Origin of the sequence: Virgibacillus sp. Bac330, from assembly GCF_003667845.1 — a bacterium.
GTDB classification, from domain to species: Bacteria; Bacillota; Bacilli; order Bacillales; family Amphibacillaceae; genus Virgibacillus; species Virgibacillus chiguensis.
The window spans coordinates 2,101,404-2,119,914 of the sequence record NZ_CP033048.1 but is presented as its reverse complement, the minus strand read 5'-3'; the positions used below and the strand labels follow the sequence as shown (position 1 = coordinate 2,119,914).

Annotated in this window: 15 protein-coding genes and 1 pseudogene; 11 read left to right on the top strand and 5 right to left on the bottom strand. The window is 35.8% G+C overall.

Features of this window, described 5'->3' with window-relative positions; genetic code table 11:
* The first annotated feature begins 20 nt into the window (after positions 1-20).
* Complete coding sequence (locus D9780_RS09900; protein WP_073005395.1) at positions 21-686, top strand: potassium channel family protein; 666 nt, start codon at positions 21-23, stop codon at positions 684-686.
* 265 nt (positions 687-951) lie between these two features.
* Here the strand turns inward: D9780_RS09900 and rnjA are convergent, their stop codons facing one another.
* Together rnjA and D9780_RS09890 are read right to left on the bottom strand one after the other, a co-directional pair.
* The gene (rnjA, locus tag D9780_RS09895) at positions 952-2,619 is read right to left on the bottom strand and encodes a ribonuclease J1 (protein ID WP_121639978.1); all 1,668 of its coding nucleotides are present in this window, start codon (positions 2,617-2,619) and stop codon (positions 952-954) included.
* 3 nt (positions 2,620-2,622) lie between these two features.
* Positions 2,623-2,832 (bottom strand): DNA-dependent RNA polymerase subunit epsilon, encoded by a 210-nt coding sequence (locus D9780_RS09890; protein WP_073005381.1) that lies wholly within the window; start codon positions 2,830-2,832, stop codon positions 2,623-2,625.
* 558 nt (positions 2,833-3,390) lie between these two features.
* Here D9780_RS09890 and D9780_RS09885 point away from each other — a divergent pair.
* A complete protein-coding gene (locus D9780_RS09885; protein WP_205601123.1) occupies positions 3,391-4,164 on the top strand; it encodes a Cof-type HAD-IIB family hydrolase in 774 nt (257 codons plus the stop codon).
* A 208-nt stretch (positions 4,165-4,372) separates the two neighbouring features.
* Here D9780_RS09885 and def read toward each other — a convergent pair whose 3' ends face one another.
* The gene (gene def / locus D9780_RS09880; protein WP_073005376.1) at positions 4,373-4,924 is read right to left on the bottom strand and encodes a peptide deformylase; all 552 of its coding nucleotides are present in this window, start codon (positions 4,922-4,924) and stop codon (positions 4,373-4,375) included.
* Between the two features lie 399 nt (positions 4,925-5,323).
* Here def and D9780_RS09875 point away from each other — a divergent pair, with 399 nt between their 5' ends.
* The 5 genes from D9780_RS09875 (at position 5,324) to lpdA (ending at position 11,448) form a co-directional block, all read left to right on the top strand.
* Complete coding sequence (locus tag D9780_RS09875; RefSeq protein ID WP_073005375.1) at positions 5,324-6,001, top strand: YkyA family protein; 678 nt, start codon at positions 5,324-5,326, stop codon at positions 5,999-6,001.
* Positions 6,002-6,716: 715 nt separating this feature from the next.
* Entirely contained in the window at positions 6,717-7,760 is a 1,044-nt protein-coding gene (gene pdhA, locus D9780_RS09870) for a pyruvate dehydrogenase (acetyl-transferring) E1 component subunit alpha (RefSeq protein ID WP_170861705.1), read from the top strand.
* A 3-nt stretch (positions 7,761-7,763) separates the two neighbouring features.
* Entirely contained in the window at positions 7,764-8,741 is a 978-nt protein-coding gene (locus D9780_RS09865; protein WP_073005371.1) for an alpha-ketoacid dehydrogenase subunit beta, read from the top strand.
* A 26-nt stretch (positions 8,742-8,767) separates the two neighbouring features.
* Positions 8,768-10,036, top strand: coding sequence for a dihydrolipoamide acetyltransferase family protein (locus D9780_RS09860; RefSeq protein ID WP_121639976.1), 1,269 nt, complete (start codon positions 8,768-8,770; stop codon positions 10,034-10,036).
* Positions 10,037-10,041: 5 nt separating this feature from the next.
* Complete coding sequence (gene lpdA, locus D9780_RS09855) at positions 10,042-11,448, top strand: dihydrolipoyl dehydrogenase (RefSeq protein WP_121639975.1); 1,407 nt, start codon at positions 10,042-10,044, stop codon at positions 11,446-11,448.
* An 893-nt stretch (positions 11,449-12,341) separates the two neighbouring features.
* Here lpdA and D9780_RS09850 read toward each other — a convergent pair.
* A complete protein-coding gene (locus D9780_RS09850) occupies positions 12,342-13,871 on the bottom strand; it encodes a glycine betaine uptake BCCT transporter (RefSeq protein ID WP_073005365.1) in 1,530 nt (509 codons plus the stop codon).
* Between the two features lie 738 nt (positions 13,872-14,609).
* On the opposite strand from D9780_RS09850, the gene D9780_RS09845 reads away from it, so the two are divergent.
* The 3 genes from D9780_RS09845 (at position 14,610) to D9780_RS09835 (ending at position 16,765) form a co-directional block, all read left to right on the top strand.
* Positions 14,610-15,473: a polysaccharide deacetylase family protein gene (locus D9780_RS09845; RefSeq protein WP_121639974.1), complete on the top strand. Its 864-nt coding sequence runs from the start codon at positions 14,610-14,612 to the stop codon at positions 15,471-15,473.
* Between the two features lie 431 nt (positions 15,474-15,904).
* Complete coding sequence (locus D9780_RS09840; RefSeq protein WP_073005361.1) at positions 15,905-16,012, top strand: GapA-binding peptide SR1P; 108 nt, start codon at positions 15,905-15,907, stop codon at positions 16,010-16,012.
* A gap of 483 nt (positions 16,013-16,495) precedes the next feature.
* Positions 16,496-16,765, top strand: coding sequence for a UPF0223 family protein (locus tag D9780_RS09835; protein WP_073005359.1), 270 nt, complete (start codon positions 16,496-16,498; stop codon positions 16,763-16,765).
* A 71-nt stretch (positions 16,766-16,836) separates the two neighbouring features.
* On the opposite strand, the pseudogene D9780_RS09830 reads toward D9780_RS09835, so the two are convergent.
* Positions 16,837-17,468: pseudogene (locus D9780_RS09830) on the bottom strand (YktB family protein).
* Between the two features lie 668 nt (positions 17,469-18,136).
* On the opposite strand from D9780_RS09830, the gene D9780_RS09825 reads away from it, so the two are divergent.
* On the top strand, positions 18,137-18,328 hold the full coding sequence (locus D9780_RS09825) for a hypothetical protein (RefSeq protein WP_084723531.1): 192 nt from the start codon (positions 18,137-18,139) through the stop codon (positions 18,326-18,328).
* Positions 18,329-18,511: the final 183 nt, after the last annotated feature.

Genomic DNA, 18,511 nt, shown 5'->3' with positions numbered 1-18,511 from the left:
GAAACATGGAGGAACAAAGGATGAAACGAGAATTCGCAGTAATTGGATTAGGAAGATTTGGTGGAAGTATTTGTAAAGAGTTAAGCATGGAAGGGATGGAAGTGCTTGCTATTGATAACAATGAAGATAGAATTAATGAGTTTAAAAATATAGCTTCTCATGCTGTTATTGTTGACTCAACAGATGAAGCTTCTTTAAAAGAACTAGGAATAAAGAATATTGACCATGTTATTGTTGCAATTGGAGATGATATTCAAGCAAGTATTTTAACAACGGTTATTTTAACGGATTTAGGTATTAAGAAAATTACAGTAAAAGCTCAAAATGATTACCATGCGAAAATTCTTAATAAAATTGGCGCAGATCAGGTGGTACATCCAGAAAGAGATATGGGAAAAAGAATTGCACATAGTATTATATCAAATAACATATTGGATTACTTAGAACTATCCGATGACCATAGCATTGTTGAGGTAAAAGTTGGTGAAAAAATGCTAGGCAAGACGCTTGTCGAATTAGATATTCGTGCTAATTATGGATGTAACGTAGTAGCCATTAAACATGGGAAAGATATTAACGTATCGCCTAGTGCGGATCATCGTTTTTCGGAAGGGGACATTTTAATCGTTATTGGTGCAGATAAAGATATATCGCGTTTTGAAAAGCATTTAGTGATTGAAGAATAAACAGTCTAAGTAGGATACAAAATTCAAATCTCCTTTTTCGTATTATAAGAAAGCAATAAATTTCTAGGCTTTATAGATAAGCAAAACGACGACTTTCCATCGCCATAAAGATTTGGCAATAACCGAGTTTTTATGATGAAGCGAAGCCTTTGTCATACTTTTAGGCTACTAAAAAAGCGGGGATCCAATTGTAGATTCATTTTATCCGATTTTATAGTAGAATAAAAAACAGCCAGTGTACGTATACTCTGGCTGTTTTTTTATGTTAAACTTCCATAATAATAGGTAGTACCATAGGGCGACGCTTTGTTTTTTCATACAGAAATGGAGCGATAGTATCTGTGATCTCGTTTTTAATCTCGGACCATTGTGACGTTTTGCGTTCCATCACTTTGGTTAAATGCGTCGCGACCAATTTCTGTGCTTCATTAATTAAGTCTTCCGATTCCCTCATATAGACAAAGCCACGGGAAATGATGTCAGGGCCTGCAGAAACTTTAAACTCTTTCATATTAATGCTTACAACTACAATAACGAGTCCTTCTTCTGAAAGTATTCGACGATCTCTTAGGACAATATTACCTATGTCGCCTATTCCGTTTCCATCTACATAAATGGAACCTGAAGGAATTTTTCCAGCTATTGTTGCTGTATCTTTTCCAAGTGCTAAAACATCTCCGTTGTCCATGACAAAGCAACTATCAGCGTCTGAACCACAAGCAACGGCCAATTTAATGTGCTCTTTTAACATTCTGTATTCACCATGTATAGGCATAAAGTATTTTGGTTTAATTAGGCGTAGCATGAGCTTTTGCTCTTCTTGACTACCATGCCCTGATGTGTGAATATTGGTTAATTTTCCGTGGATGACATCGGCACCTGCACGATATAATTTATTAATTGTTCGGCTGACACTAATGGTGTTTCCAGGGATTGGAGATGAAGAAAACACCACTGTATCGCCAGGGATAATTTGTATTTGCCGGTGAGTACCATTGGCAATCCTTGAGAGAGCGGCCATCGGTTCACCTTGAGATCCGGTACAAAGAATGGTCACTTCTTGTGCTGGAAGACGGTTTATTTGATTAGCATCAATAAACGTATTTTTCGGCGCTTGAATATAACCTAATTCTTGTCCTAAGTTAATAGCAGATTCCATACTTCTTCCGAATACAGCTATTTTACGGTGGTTTTTAACAGATGCTTCCACTACTTGTTGTAATCGATAAATATTTGACGCAAAAGTTGCGAATATAACACGTCCGTCAACTCTGCTAAAAATATCTTTTATATTTTCCCCAACCACTTTTTCGGACATCGTAAATCCGGGAACTTCACTGTTCGTACTATCTGATAAAAGGCAAAGCACACCCTCATTTCCAATTTCAGCCATTTTCGATAAATTAGCTGGTTCACCAACTGGAGTAAAGTCAAATTTAAAATCTCCAGTATGAACAATATTTCCTGGCGGAGTTTTCACTACGATACCATAGGAATCTGGAATACTATGAGTTGTTCGGAAAAAGCTTACCGATGTTTTTCGGAATTTTATAATATCGTCTTCTTGAATCGTGTGTAATTTAGCATTTCTTAATAAACCGTGTTCTTCTAATTTATTTTTAATTAATCCTAACGCAAGTTTACCAGCATATATTGGCACATTAATTTCACGGAGAAGATATGGGATCCCCCCAATATGGTCTTCGTGTCCGTGGGTAATAAATAATCCTTTAATCTTATCTTGGTTTTGTACTAAATACGTATAGTCAGGGATAACATAATCAATACCTAACAACTCATCTTCCGGAAATTTAATTCCAGCATCGATTAGCACAATTTCATCTTGAAATTGAACGCCATACGTATTTTTTCCGATCTCTCCTAAGCCACCTAGAGCAAAAACGGCAGCTTGATCATTTTTCACGAATTTCATTGTTTAGATTTTCTCCACGTGAAAATCTTCGGATTGTTTTTCATATGCTAAATGCGCTTCATCCAATTCATGGATATATTCAATATTATACTTGCGTTCGTTGATTTTTGCTCTAACTTCTCTTACAGAGTTTCCCTCCACATAAGCGCTTTTTGTACGTTCTCGAACTGGAATCTCGTCAGCCAGTTCTTGATATAAAACTTTATAAATCATCTCATCTCTCCTTGACTAATTTCATTGTTGGTTTATTAATATTACAGTTTTGAACACGGAGTTAATGCTATATCTTACCCGACACAAGAATGAAGATAAAGGTATCGTCTTTTTCCAAATAGTGTAGCTTTGTCTTTTTCATTTACTTTATGGTACCTTTAGTATGTGATTGGGCAAATTAATCATTGGTAGTCTTTTTACAAGTAGTTGGCACACGTCCTTGGCCTAAAAAGTCCTTCCAGCGTTTTTTGAGCTTTTTTCTTAGACGTTTCAGCATGACGTGTCATCTCCTTTCTTTGTTTTAAAAAACAAGAAAAACATCTACCGATCCAATCCCTCTTATCTATAGTATAGTATGAGTTGAGGAAATTTGAAATAAAAACACGCTATTTCTTAAAAATATTTCTCATGGCTGTGATAGAAAAGAGTGCATAAAAGTTGGAAGCCGTGCTTCGTTTAGTGAATGTAGGAGCACAGTTTGTTGAAATAAGATCCGATGATTACTACGCTTATTTTTTACAACACGATTAAATTTATACACCAGAAAAGGGGATAAACATGCATAAAAAAATGGTTTTCTTAGATATTGACGGTACGATTTTAACCAAAAAAAATGAAATTCCATATAGTACAAAGCAAGCCATTAAACAATTGCAGGATAATGATATTTACGTAGCGATAGCAACTGGAAGGGCACCTTTTATGTTTAAGTCTATACGTGAGGAGTTAAACATTCATTCTTTTGTTAGTTTTAATGGACAGTATGTTGTGTTTGAAGGGAAAGAAGTTTATCGAAACCCGATAAAAAAAGATGATCTTTTGCGTTTAAACCATGAAATTATGAAAAATAATTATCCGATTGTTTTTTCTAGCTCCGAGCAAATGAAAGCTTCGGAACCTAACCATTTATTCATAGAAGAAAGTTTAAGTAGTATGGATTTCAGTTATCCAGAAGTGGATCCTAACTTTTATCAGTCTACATCGATTTATCAAGCCTTATTGTTTTGTAAACAAGAAGAAGAAAAACAGTTAGCTAAACAGCTTCCTACGTTAGACTTTATTCGCTGGCATGAGTTCTCTTGCGATGTTATTCCGTTAGGCGGGTCAAAAGCGATTGGAGTGGAAAAACTAATTGAAGCTAGCGGTTTAGCGTTTGAAGATACATTTGCCTTCGGAGATGGGTTAAATGATATGCAAATGTTACAGGAAATTGGCACAGGGGTAGCGATGGGGAATGCAGTTTCTGATTTAAAAGCGGTAGCAGACTATATAACGGAGGACGTTGATAAGGATGGGCTTGCAAATGGGTTGAAGCATCTTGGTTTAATTTAACTTTACTATGTTTCCAAAAATGCCAGGTGTTTGCTACGAAAGCAGCTATCTATAAGTTAGTTACAAAGACATGCGTAACCATGCTTGGAAAAGACTTAGTGAGTTTCTTCATGCATGAAGAAACTCACTAAGTACCTGCGGTGCAAAGGGCATTACCAAAGCGACGGTATGTGGTAAATCATGAATAAAATGTTCGCCCAAGCTCTAACTACTCTACCGGTTTTGCGTTGTCTGGTATAAAGAATGGGTTTTGTTGATTAATATGATCATAAAACATGATTCCGTTTAAATGATCAATTTCGTGTTGAAACACAATAGCAGCATAATCTTTTAATCTTAATTTAACGACTTCTCCATCTGTATTTATGGCTTTTACGGTAACTCGAGCATATCTCGGAACGTATCCTTCTATACTTCGATCGACGGATAAACATCCTTCTCCAGACGGAAGATATGCTTTTTCTACAGAATGGCTAATTATTTTTGGATTAGCAAGTCCATAACTGTATTTTTTCCCTCTGCCATCCTCAAAGTGAACAGCTATTAAACGTTTATTCAATCCTAGCTGAGGAGCAGCCAACCCAACACCAGCACGAAGACCATATTTTTGAGCAATTTCTTCATCCTGGCTATTTTGAATAAATTGAAGCATATCACCAAGTAATTGCTTATCTTCTTTCGTTAAAGGAATAGTTACTTCATCAGCAATTGTTGTTAATGAAGGATGGCCTTCCCTAACGATATCTTTCATAGTTATCATCGTACCACTCCTAATTCTATGTGCATAGTCCAAAGATCATTTTATCATATTTATACGCATTTCATCATAATTTGCTATTAAGCGCCGACGTATCTGTTCATTATTTATATAAGCTGAATAATTTTAACTTTCGTTTCTCAAGGCATCAAAAGGCCGTTCGTACTAAACAGGAAGGCCAGGGTGCCGGAGGGCGCCAGTATACTCCTGTTGCAGGAGCATGATTCCTAAAACCTTCTTTAATTCGTTCGAGTCGCTACGTTGCTAACCGGGCGCCCCGAGACTTTGTTCAAAAGGCGTTTTATATGGAGCAAAGGCGGAATTGATTTTTTCCTTTTGTACAACCCATTTTATGTTATACTATAAATCGTATATTTGATTTATAGGTGTAGGAGGTAAATAATGTCATTAAAAAAGTTCACAATCGTTGCATTAGGTTTTATGCTTTTATTTATATTAGCATCGTGTAGTAATGGGACTCCAGAAGAACAAATACAGAATCATTTAGAAGAAGCAGTTACGCTAGAAGAAGGATTTGAAAAACAGCAAAGTAAAATAACCGATTTGGAGAAAAAAGAACAAGAGTTATATAACCAAATTATGGATCTTGGTAAAGACGAAATGGATAAAATTAAAAAGTTAGCTAAACAAGCTATTGAAACGGTGGATAAACGTAAAGAAGCGATAAAGAAAGAAGAAGAAAGCATAGAACAAGCAAAAGAAGAATTTACTAAAACGAAAGAAGTTGTGGAGGATTTAGAAGCTAAAGAAGCTAAAGATACTGCTGAAAAAATGGTAGAGACGATGCAAGATCGTTATAAAGCATACGATAATCTAAATAAAGCTTACAAAGATGCATTGAAATTGGAAAAAGAAATGTATGAATTGTTATCAAAAGAAGATTTAAAGCAAGAAACGTTAACGAAAAAAATAGATGCTATTAATAATGCATATGAAAAAGTAATTGCATCAAACGATAATTTTAACAAGCATACGAAAGAATACAATGAAATGAAAAGAGATTTTTACGAGCAAGTGGGTATGGATGTTACCTATGAAGGAGATTCTGACGAAAAATAGAAGATAAGTAAGATATTGAAACACTCTCTAGGCAAATCTAGAGAGTGTTTTTTGCTAGTACAAGGATAACGGTACATATTTTTACAAAGTAAATGATTTTAAAAACCTAAAGTCTTTATGATGTGTAAACGTCGTCGTTTTGCTTATTGTATAAATCCTTCGCGCAATAAACAGGGAGATAAGAAAGAAATGGTTTGTAATAGATGAAAAATATTAAACACTCGCTATTATTCCTAATAATAGGTAATACAGATAAGAAATCGAACTATAACAGAACAAAGCAGAAAGCGCTTTATTAAGTAATGCTTTCTTTTAAATTATGTGAAAATAAATTAAAGAAAACAAAGTGTTTGACCACTAAGTAGAATTGAGCTAGAATTTATATGTAAAGAAATTGTACTAATGATTTTTTGCTTTTTTATGTAACAGTTTTAAATAGCTGTTTTTGATGTGTATGTACATACAGACGGGGGGCATTCAATATAAAAGCCTCTACTTGCTAGTATAGAGCAAGGGTGGAATATTTTATTTGCGTGCTTTGCCTATTTGGGCATTCACTTATAGATTTATAGTAAGCAAAAATGGGAATACCATAAAAAGTACAGTTTTTTTCTGATTTTGGGTAGGCTAGAAATAACAATATTAAATGGATACAGAAAGGAAGAGGTGAACTATTTTGAAACACGTTTTAGAGAGTGTTGAGAGTCAGTTCGAAATGTTCCAAATTCTTAATGAAGATGGAAAGATTGTCAATGAAAAAGACGTTCCTGATCTTTCCGATGAGCAGTTAAAAGAACTTATGCGTAGAATGGTTTACACAAGAGTTTTAGATCAACGTTCAATTGCTTTGAACCGCCAAGGGCGTTTAGGATTTTATGCACCAACAGCAGGGCAAGAGGCCTCACAGTTAGGAAGTCAGTTTGCACTTGAACAAGAGGATTTTCTATTGCCTGGATATCGAGATGTACCACAATTAATTTGGCAAGGTCTTCCACTATATCAAGCATTTTTATTCTCTAGAGGACATTTCCATGGTAACCAGATGCCTGAAGGTGTTCATGCAGTAAGTCCACAAATTATAATTGGCGCTCAATATGTACAGGCTGCTGGCGTAGCTTTAGGAATGAAAAAGCGTGGTAAGAAAAATGTAGCTGTTACTTACACTGGTGATGGTGGTACATCACAAGGTGATTTTTATGAAGGAATTAACTTTGCAGGTGCATATAAAGCTCCAGCGATTTTCTTTGTACAAAATAATCGTTTTGCCATTTCTGTACCAGTAGAAAAACAAACAAATGCAAAAACACTAGCTCAAAAAGCTGTTGCTGCAGGAATTGAAGGCATTCAAGTAGATGGTATGGATGTACTTGCTGTTTACGCTGTTACAAAACATGCTAGAGAGCGTGCAGTTAATGGCGAAGGTCCGATGCTTATTGAAACAATGACGTATCGCTATGGTCCTCATACAATGGCTGGTGACGATCCGACTCGTTATCGTACAGAGGATTTAGATAATGAATGGGAAAAGAAAGATCCATTAGTCCGTTTCCGTAAGTATCTAGAAGCAAAAAATCTATGGTCTGAAGAAGAAGAAAATAAAGTAATTGAAGAAGCAAAAGAGGAAATTAAGCAAGCCATTAAGCAAGCAGACCAATATCCAAAACAAAAAGTAACAGATTTAATGGCAAACATGTATGAAGAACTTCCATATAATTTACAAGAACAAATGGAAGAATATAAAGAAAAGGAGTCGAAGTAAATCATGGCACAAATGACAATGATTCAAGCCATTACAGACGCACTACGTACGGAACTTAAAAATGATGAAAATGTGCTTGTTTTCGGAGAAGATGTCGGTCAGAATGGTGGCGTGTTCCGTGCTACTGATGGATTGCAAGCCGAGTTTGGTGAAGAACGCGTGTTTGACACACCTTTAGCCGAATCAGGTATTGGTGGACTAGCAATTGGCTTAGGCTTACAAGGTTTCCGACCTGTTCCAGAAATTCAATTCTTCGGCTTCGTATATGAAGTGATGGATTCCATTAGCGGACAAATGGCTCGTATGCGATATCGTTCAGGTGGCGTTCATCATTCGCCAATTACAGTACGTGCTCCATTTGGCGGAGGTGTTCATACACCAGAACTTCATGCGGATTCATTAGAGGGGTTAATTGCTCAACAACCAGGTATTAAAGTGGTTATTCCTTCTACTCCTCATGATGCTAAAGGTTTACTTATTTCTTCCATCCGAGATAATGATCCGGTTGTGTTTTTAGAGCACATGAAATTATATCGCTCATTCCGTGGTGAAGTACCTGAAGGAGAATACACGATTGAACTAGGGAAAGCAGATGTTAAGCGTGAAGGTACAGACGTTACATTAATTGCTTACGGTGCGATGGTACATGCTTCGTTAAAAGCTGCTGAAGAACTAGCTGAAAATGGTGTTAATGCTGAAGTTATTGACTTACGTACTGTATCACCACTTGATATCGAAACGATCATTGAATCGGTTAAGAAAACAAATCGTGCTGTTGTGGTGCAAGAAGCGCAACGCCAAGCAGGCATAGCTGCGAATGTAGTAGCTGAAATACAAGAACGTGCCATTCTTCATTTAGAAGCTCCTGTATTACGTGTTGCGGCTCCAGACACCGTTTACGCATTCTCGGAAGCAGAAGAAGTTTGGTTACCTAATCATAAAGATATTGTAGAAAAAGTAAACAGTGTGATGAACTTTTAATTATTAAGACAGGAGGCAAAAATATTATGGCTTTCAATTTTAAATTACCTGATATTGGTGAAGGAATTCATGAAGGTGAAATCGTTAAATGGTTCGTTAATGAAGGCGACGAAGTTAAAGAAGACGATGTTTTGTGTGAAGTGCAAAATGATAAAGCTGTAGTGGAAATTCCATCACCAGTGGAAGGAACAGTAACAAAATTACATGTAGAAGAAGGAACGGTAGCAGTTGTAGGTGACACGATTATTACGTTTGATGCAGAAGGCTATGAATCAGATGACGAGGAAGAAGCGGCAGATTCAAAACAAGAAGCTTCTGCTGACGAAAAAGCATCTGAAGCTCCTGAAGCTACAAATGAAGAAGTAGATGAAGATGATGGTGAAAGAGTAATTGCAATGCCATCAGTAAGGAAGTATGCACGTGATAACGGAGTAACGATTTCTAAAGTTACGCCTTCAGGTAAAAACGGACGTATTTTAAAAGAAGATATTGATGCTTACCTAAGTGGAGACCAACCTGCTGCAGACGCAAAAGGAACAACAGAAGAAGCAGCATCTTCTAAGAAAGAAGCAGCTGCAGAAACAGCGGGAGACTTCCCTGAAACTCGTGAATCTATGAGCGGAATTCGCAAAGCAATTGCCAATGCGATGGTTAATTCTAAAACAAAAGCTCCTCATGTAACTTTATTGGATGAAGTAGATGTATCAGAATTAGTAGCTCATCGTAAGAAGTTTAAAGCCGTAGCTGCTGAGCAAGAAATTAAATTAACATACTTGCCGTATGTTGTTAAAGCACTAGTATCTGCTTCTAAAAAATTCCCAATGATAAATGCTTCCGTTGATGATGAAACGAATGAAATTGTTCACAAGCACTATTACAATGTAGGTATTGCAGCAGATACAGATAAAGGCCTTCTTGTTCCAGTTGTGAAAAATGCGGATCGTAAATCCATCTTTGAAATTTCTAAAGAGATTAATGAATTGGCAGAAAAGGCTAGAAGTGGTAAACTAGCACCTGAAGAGATGAGTGGTGCATCGAATACAATTACAAATATCGGTTCTGCTGGTGGTCAATGGTTTACGCCAGTATTGAATTACCCAGAAGCGGTTATTCTTGGTATTGGTCGTATAGCAGAAAAACCAGTGGTTCGTGATGGGGAAGTTGTCGTAGCACCTGTACTAGCATTATCATTGAGCTTTGATCATCGTATTATTGATGGAGCAACTGCACAACATGCTCTAAATCAAATGAAACGATTATTAAGCGACCCACAATTAATTATGATGGAGGCGTGAGTTTTATGGTAGTAGGAGATTTTCCAATTGAAGTAGACACACTCGTTGTTGGAGCAGGTCCTGGTGGTTATGTTGCTGCTATTCGTGCTGCACAGTTAGGCCAAAAGGTAACAATTGCTGATAAAGGCGCTTTAGGTGGGGTTTGTTTAAACGTTGGATGTATTCCATCCAAAGCATTAATCCAAGCTGGACATTTAGCTGAACAAGCTCATGGAAATGAAGAGATGGGAATTAAAACAGAAAATGTTTCTGTTGACTTTTCTAAGGTTCAAGAGTGGAAAGCAAGTGTCGTTAACAAGCTAACTTCTGGTGTGGAAGGCTTGTTAAAAGGAAACAAAGTAGATATTGTTAAAGGTGAAGTATATTTTGTAGATAAAAACACTGTAAAAATTATGGATGAGAAAAATTCTCAAACATATACCTTTAAGCATTGCATTATTGCTACAGGATCAACGCCAATTGAAATCCCTAACTTTAAGTTTTCAGATCGAGTATTGGACTCAACTGGTGCTTTAAACCTGAAAGAAATTCCGAAGAAAATGGTAGTTATCGGTGGAGGATATATTGGTACAGAGCTTGGCACTGCTTATGCGAATTTCGGAACAGAAATTGTTGTTCTTGAAGGTGCGAAAGAAATCTTAGGCGGTTTTGAGAAGCAAATGAGTCAAGTTGTGAAAAAACGTTTGAAGAAAAAAGACGTTACAATTATTACAGAAGCAATGGCTAAAGGTGTAGAAGAATCTAAAGACGGTGTCAAAGTAACATATGAAGTAAAAGGTAAAGAAGAAACTGTTGAAGCGGACTATGTATTAGTTACGGTTGGCCGCCGTCCAAATACAGAAGATATTGGCTTAGAGCAGGTTGGCATTGAAAAAGATGACCGTGGACTAATTAAAATTGATAATCAATGTCGCACGAATGTTGATAATATCTATGCTATAGGTGATATTGTTGCTGGGCCTCCATTAGCACATAAAGCATCCTATGAAGGAAAAGTTGCTGCAGAAGCTATCAGTGGGGAAAAAGCTGTAATTGATTACTTAAGTATGCCTGCAGTTGTGTTCTCGGATCCAGAATTGGCTACTGTCGGTTATACGGAACAAGAAGCGAAAGATGCTGGATTCGATGTCAAAGCTGCTAAATTCCCATTTGCAGCTAATGGTCGTGCACTTTCATTAAACGATAGTGATGGATTTATGAAACTGATTACTCGTAAGGACGATGGCTTAGTGATCGGTGCACAAATTGCTGGACCAAATGCGAGTGATATGATTTCTGAATTAGGTCTTGCAATTGAAGCTGGTATGACAGCAGAAGATATCGCATTAACGATCCATGCTCATCCAACATTAGGTGAAATCACCATGGAAGCTGCTGAAGTAGCTCTAGGTACACCAATTCATATGCTATAGGTATAGCAAAAAGAGCTGTTCTATGTACAGAACAGCTCTTTTTAGCATTCCGCTTATTAATCTCACTTTTTTACATTAGTTTTTCAAGCTTACTAACGATTACATGTTTAGGGGTTTGACCGCTAATTCGGTCAATAGTAATTCCGTCTTTTCTAATAATTAAAGTAGGATACTTAGGATCTATCTTCTCATCAATCTCATTCAACGCTTTATTTCTTGTGTTTACTTTACTAAATTCGGTTGGAAAATTTGCTTTCACCTCAATGATAGCATCAAAATATTGATTTTCTACCGAATCATTCGTTTGGTGTGTATAAAAAAAGATATCATATTTTTTTGGTTGAAAGGAAATTACGTTAATGGTAGAAGCATTGAACGTTTTGCAGCCATTTACTAGTACACAAACAATTACTAAAAAAATAATTAGCTTTTTAATTGTTGTTCACCTACTTGTCATTTAATGTCGATAGCTTTAGTTTATCAAAATTAGATATACTGAAGTTTTATGTAATGCAACTGTTATAAAGTTGATAATGTGCTGTTAGAGGTAGTAATATAAGATATTAAAAAGTAAAAATTGTTACATTACGATTTCCCGATAATAAAATGAAGTAAACTTGGTACTTTTGCTGAAGTAATTCAATTCTGAGATAGAATTAGCAAAGAGAAGAAAAATTAGAAGAAAAACTATTTAAGCGATGTACAGGTGTTTTTAAAAGATAAGATGAATTATAACCTTTAACCTAACATATAAGGTGTGAAAGGCTTCTATTTCAAGAATGGGAAGATGTGTGAAGTCTAAGTTGGAGATGCCAGAGCCTAAATATTTTCATTAAGACGAAAGCTACTATTTTATGTCCTATTATTGTAGAAAAAAAGCTAGAGCATGAGCTCTAGCTTTTTCTTTTCGTTGCTAAGTTATGGTCTTTGGCTTCTTGCCGGAAGGACTTGACAAGAGAAATGATCACTAAAATCATTATAATGGCAAAAGGAAACGCTGCGATTATCGAGGCTGTTTGTAAAGCATTCAAGCCACCTTGCCATAACAATACAGCTGCAGCACTTGATTGAATAATACCCCAGATGAATTTTACTGAATTGGCAGGATCTAATTTCCCCCCAGTTGTCTGCATGCCAAGAACAAAAGTAGCTGAGTCGGCAGAAGTAATGAAAAATGTACAAATTAATAAGATAGCAATAATGGAGATGAAAGTACTCATAGGGAAGTGCTCCAACACAGTAAATAATGCTGTCTCCTCACCAAAATCATTGATGCTTTGGATGATATTTGCTCCCTTGAAAGTTTCTAAATGAATCGAGGTGCCCCCGAATACAGAGAACCATAAAGCACTAAATATTGTAGGTACGAGTAGTACGCCTAAGACAAACTCTCTTATAGTTCTACCTCGGGAGACTCTTGCTATAAAAGTTCCTACAAATGGCGCCCATGCAATCCACCAAGCCCAATAAAAGAATGTCCAATTATTAAGCCATGTAGAGTTCTCTTCGTTAAAAGGAGTCATACGTAGACTCATGCTAGGGAGATTTTGGAGATAACTACCTAATGTTGTAGTAAAGTAATTCATTATAAAGTTGGTTGGACCAAAGAATAATACAAATAACATAAGTAATACGGCTAAAACAAGATTGGCATTACTTAAATATTTCATCCCTCTATTTAGTCCAGTCATGGATGAAGTCATATATAATACGGTAACAATTACAATAATGATCAATTGAAGTGTGATGGTTGATTCCATCCCAGTAACAAATGAGAGACCACCACTGATTTGGATAGCTCCAAGACCTAAGGAAGTAGATACGCCAAATACCGTTGCAAAAACAACGATAAAATCGATTGTTGTTCCCCAAGACCCCTTAATTCGATTTCCAAACAGCGGTTCAAGCATGGCGCTTACAACACCTGGAGATTGTTTGCGAAATTTAAAATAGGCCATGGCTAAGGCGAGAGTAGCGTATATAGCCCAAGGATGAATTCCCCAATGGAAAAAACTGTATTGCATCGCAGTTTTAGCAGCATCTCCCGTTTCTTCTGCCCCGAAGGGAGGATCGTGAAAATGAGATACTGGCTCAGCAGCTCCCCAGAATACAAGACCAATCCCCATACCAGCACTAAATAACATAGCAAACCATGTTAAATAGCTGTATTCTGGCTTGTCACCAGGTCGGCCTAGTTTAATATTGCCATATTTTGAAAAAATGAGATAGATCGCAAAAACAACAAATGATGTTGCACTTAATAAATAAAACCAACCGAACTGTTCAACAAGAAATGTTTGAATAATAGTTGTGACATTGTCTAAGTTGGCATTTGGCAATACGTCTTCCGGAATGATTCCCCAAATTATGAAAAGTACTGCAACAATTGCTGAAATGTAGAATACACGCGTTACTTTCTTCACAAAAATAATCCTTTCTATCTTTATTTTTTGGAAAACTATGTAGACGTACTTATTGTATTAAAACATAAGCACAAAAATTGTTCAAATAACAAACCTTGCTGTTTTACTATATCCTCCCTCTAATTAATCATACTTAAAAAAGCCCAAAACGTGTCATCATGCATTTTCTAGTTGTAGTTATATGAAAAAACAAAGAAAATAATTTATGTGTATTTGCATGATTTTTTATATTTAAATAATTCTTTCAATAAATATACGGAGTTCAAAATCGTTATTAAAATGGGCTAAAATGTTCGTTGTATTTTAATAAAGAACTCCTAAAACTTTTAATTTAATTGTAGGACGAAAGCTAGACAAGCCGGCCGGTAGTAGTGAATAGAACAAAGGCTCAGAGGCGCCCGGTTAGCAACGTAGCGACTAGAACGAATCAACGAAAGTTTTACGGATCATGCTCCTGCAACAGAGTATGCCGGTGCCCTCCGGAAAGCCCGTCTTTAGTCGGCCTTCCTATTTAGAATGAACCGATGATGACTTAGCTTAGGGCAATGGAGTGAAGTTGCCTAGTTGCTGGGCGCTGGAGCCGGACGGGGCTAAATAACTTAGTAAGTTTATTCGCAGCTGCTAAATTTTATAATTTCCTAGACCACAAGAAAAATGTAGATTTTTGTTGTCATTTATTTTCCAGCAATTTATAATAGAAGTTGACACCTTAACAGGAGCTCGGACAGGAGGAACTATATGAAGAAAGCTATACTAGTGGTTACTTTCATCTTCATTGGACTATTCATAGTCGCATGCGGTTCGAGTGATGAAAAATCGCAACCAACACATGCAGATAAGGCTGAAGAAAATAAACAGGATCAACGTAAGGAAGAACAAAAGCCACAAAAAGAAGATAACCAAACAGAGAAAAGTGCGGTAAACGAAGCCCCTAACCCTACGTATAAGGTTTCGGACAATGCTACGATAGTACCAATTGATGAGAATACCAATGAAAAAGTAGTTTTGTTAACAATTGATGACATACCAGATAAGCATGCTTTGGATATGGCTAAGACATTAAAAGAGCTAGAAGCCAATGCAATATTCTTTGTGAATGGACATTTTTTAGAAACAGAAGAACAAAAGGATATGCTAAAACAAATCCATGAGATGGGTTTTGTTATCGGAAACCATACATATAGCCACCCTAAGTTACCAGATTTGACTGAGCAGGAACAGACAGAAGAAATTGTTCGTGTGAATGATCAAATTGAAGAGGTTATTGGAGAACGCCCTAAATTCTTCCGCGCCCCTCATGGTATGAATAGTGACCACTCCAGACAAGTGGCTAAAGAACAAGGAATGGTCGTTATGAACTGGACATATGGATATGATTATTTCGCGCCATATCAAGATGCTGCTAAACTGAAAAAAGCAATGGTAAGCGGAGAAGGCCCAGAAGCGGGGGTTGATTACTCCCTACTAAAACCGGGAGCCAATTTGCTAATGCATGATCGGGAATGGACAAATGAAGCATTAGCAGATATTGTTAAAGGATTGAGGGATAAAGGGTATGAGATGGTTGATCCTAAACAAATTCAAACGTTAAGTAAACAATAAGTATTTATTTTACATAGAAAGTCTCCACATCGTTGTATTTCTGATTCATATTTATTTGAGTTAGAAGTATTCGTTCCTGTGGAGGCTTTTTAGTGTTTTGATGAGGGTATATACCGCCATATATAAGACGAATGCAGCCCTTCACAGCATTTCATTACGCAGTAAAATAAAGTGGAGCTGGCAGTGTTCCATTTTTATGTACTTTGATTTTTAAGTGCTAAATCTACGCTAATAACCTTATAAAAAGATTCATATCTTTAACGAGGATAGGAAGAACAGAGGAATGCATTATCGTATAATTCTGTTTCAAAATGGTAAAAGGTAATTATCGTCCACAATTTAAAAAAGTGTTATACTAATTAGGCTTGATTTTTTAAATGTGACATATTATAATATGAATACGTTATCAATATGAAGAGGAGTTGGATTTAATGGGTACAATAGTTTGTCAAGATTGCCAAAATATTATTGAGCAATATGAAGAAGAAAAAGTAACAACTCTTTATGGTACTTGTCCAACGTGTCGTGAAAATAAATAAGCATAAGAACAAAGGCGCAAGCCGCCCGGTTAGTAACGTAGCTAATGGAACGAATCTATTGAGATAAAGGAATCATGCCACTAAAACAGGAGTTTGCTGACGTCAGACGGCAAGCCCGTTTTTAGTCGGTATTCCTCTTAGTGACAACGGATGATGACTTATCGTAGGGAGATTACGTGAAGTCGCCAAATGCTGAGCGCCGGAAGTGACTATTCGATTGTTTCATTACTACAACCACTATATTATAATAAAAAGCTACCCTTGAGGTAGTTTTTTGTTAATGGAATTATTATTACCATGTAAAAATTTTAATGAAGAATCTTCTTTAAAATGAGATAGTAAAATAATAAAAAATGTTAGTTAAGAAACTTGGAATAGGGTACATTTTCTTAAATCTTGTATGAAGATACTTGCATGCCCTCAATTTTTTTGATTAAACTGAAGGTGTGGGAATGAAATGAACGTATATATGGAGGAAGTAATTTGAATTATCACTATCCAATTGACGATACATGGACAAAAGAAGAAATTATTTATGTTGTGCAGTTTTTCAGCTTAATTGAGCAGGCATATGAAAGAAAGGTAGAAAGGAAAGTTATAATAGCAGCTTACCGGAAGTTTAAACAAGTAGTTCCTAGTAAAAGTGAAGAAAAGAAGTTGTTTGCTACTTTTAAACAAGGTTCGGGATATTCTAGCTTTCATGTACTTAAATATGCAAAGATAACCGAAGACCATTTTATAAAAATGAAGTAGAGGAGAGAAGCATTTGTAGAGCTTCTCTCCTTTTGTAATATTCTTTACGTTGGCCAATGAATAAATGATACTTATTTTGTATAATTAGTTTTGCTTTGTAGAGCCAGTTTATAAAAAGGTATCAATGGATGAACAGTAGATTTTAACTCCTCTATAAAGATATTTCCGTCATAAATGTGTTCATCATGTTTGGCAAAATGCTTCCCAATTAAAAATTCCGCTTTTTTCACATCTCTGAACCTTTCTACATCTTTTTTATCTAAATCTAATAATGGTTTGGCATCTTTTTTAGTATGATCTAATGAATACATAAAACTTTTAGGAAGTTGTTTTAATTGGTCAAAATGGTTTAAATAGGTTTGTGCAATTTTTGATTTATGGTCTAACTCATAAATAAGCGCTAACCATACAAATACATGATCATCGAATACACCTACTTGAAAATGAGGGTGTTTTTTATATCCTCGTTTGTTATCAGCTACAGCTAACCATGTATCTTGGGGGGATTGACTGTTCTTCTAGCATGTTTGGCAATATGTAGAAACATTTCATTCCCAAGTTGTGCAGCTAAGAAGTCTACTAGTTCATTGCCAATCTGTTGGAATTTTGGTTGAATTCTTGTCTGAATTGCTTCCATTCTTTCTTCGAGGCCTTCAATATAAAATGTATCAAAATCTACTTTTTCAAATCCTTTAAAGGTCATCATCATCGTCCTTTCCTATAAAGCATATATATCGTTAATACTCCTGCTTTAAAGAATTAGAGGGAGCTTTACATCGTGATAGTATATGCTAAATTTGTTTGCTTAGTTGCTGAGTTTGAACCGTATATACATAAAAAATTATTTCTACATGTAGTGTACGTCAATACAGATAAGAATATCTACTGATAATGTTTGCCACTTATTATTTTAAAAGTTGCTTAAATCAAATAAACTATGCCTATTTGATTATCATTATTTAATATGCAAAAGCACAAGTCAAGTTATTCACGTCATGTTGTAAGTAGCATTTTGTTTTAATGAGTACAACGAGTACATCCCGAATAACGTGCAGTCTGCTCGTCCAAAGATGATGGTGCCAGTAGAAGGATTAACATAACTTCTACCAGAGATAGGGATATCGCCTTCATAGGTTTTTACGATAAATCAGGAAAAACACACAGATGAAAGACGTACCTTATTGGTTATACAGCATATAAGATGTGTTTTTTAAACAGGCTAACCTGTATATATATATCATATTTGGGTTTAAATGAAAATAAATTTAAGAAACTGGATGATACTTGTCGAACCAAATAGGAAAACCAATCATAAATATATTTAAAGTACAGTTTTGGAATAAAAAGTATTTAACGAAAGGAAGTGAAATTGTGAAGTACGTCTTAGGAACATTATGTAAAGAAAAATCATTGGGCAATTTGCAGGTCATTCGTATGGAAATTGATTATGAATTGTTAACACTTTATGACGCGATGAAAAAAGAAGATGCAATTGAAATAATAAAAAGCAAAGAACGGCTCATTTGCTTAAGAAAGCAATGGTTAGATTTGAAAGCAGAATAATGTAGATGAGATTTTCATTGCAAGCTTATTGCTAAATACATGTATCACAGTAAAATGTATATCATCTGTTGTATCCCATAAAAAGGCTTCATTTGGAAATGCCAATATCGTTGAGTAGATATTAAATAAATCGGTGAGAAAAATTAAAACAATTAACGTTTAACGAGTTCCCCTTATTAGCTA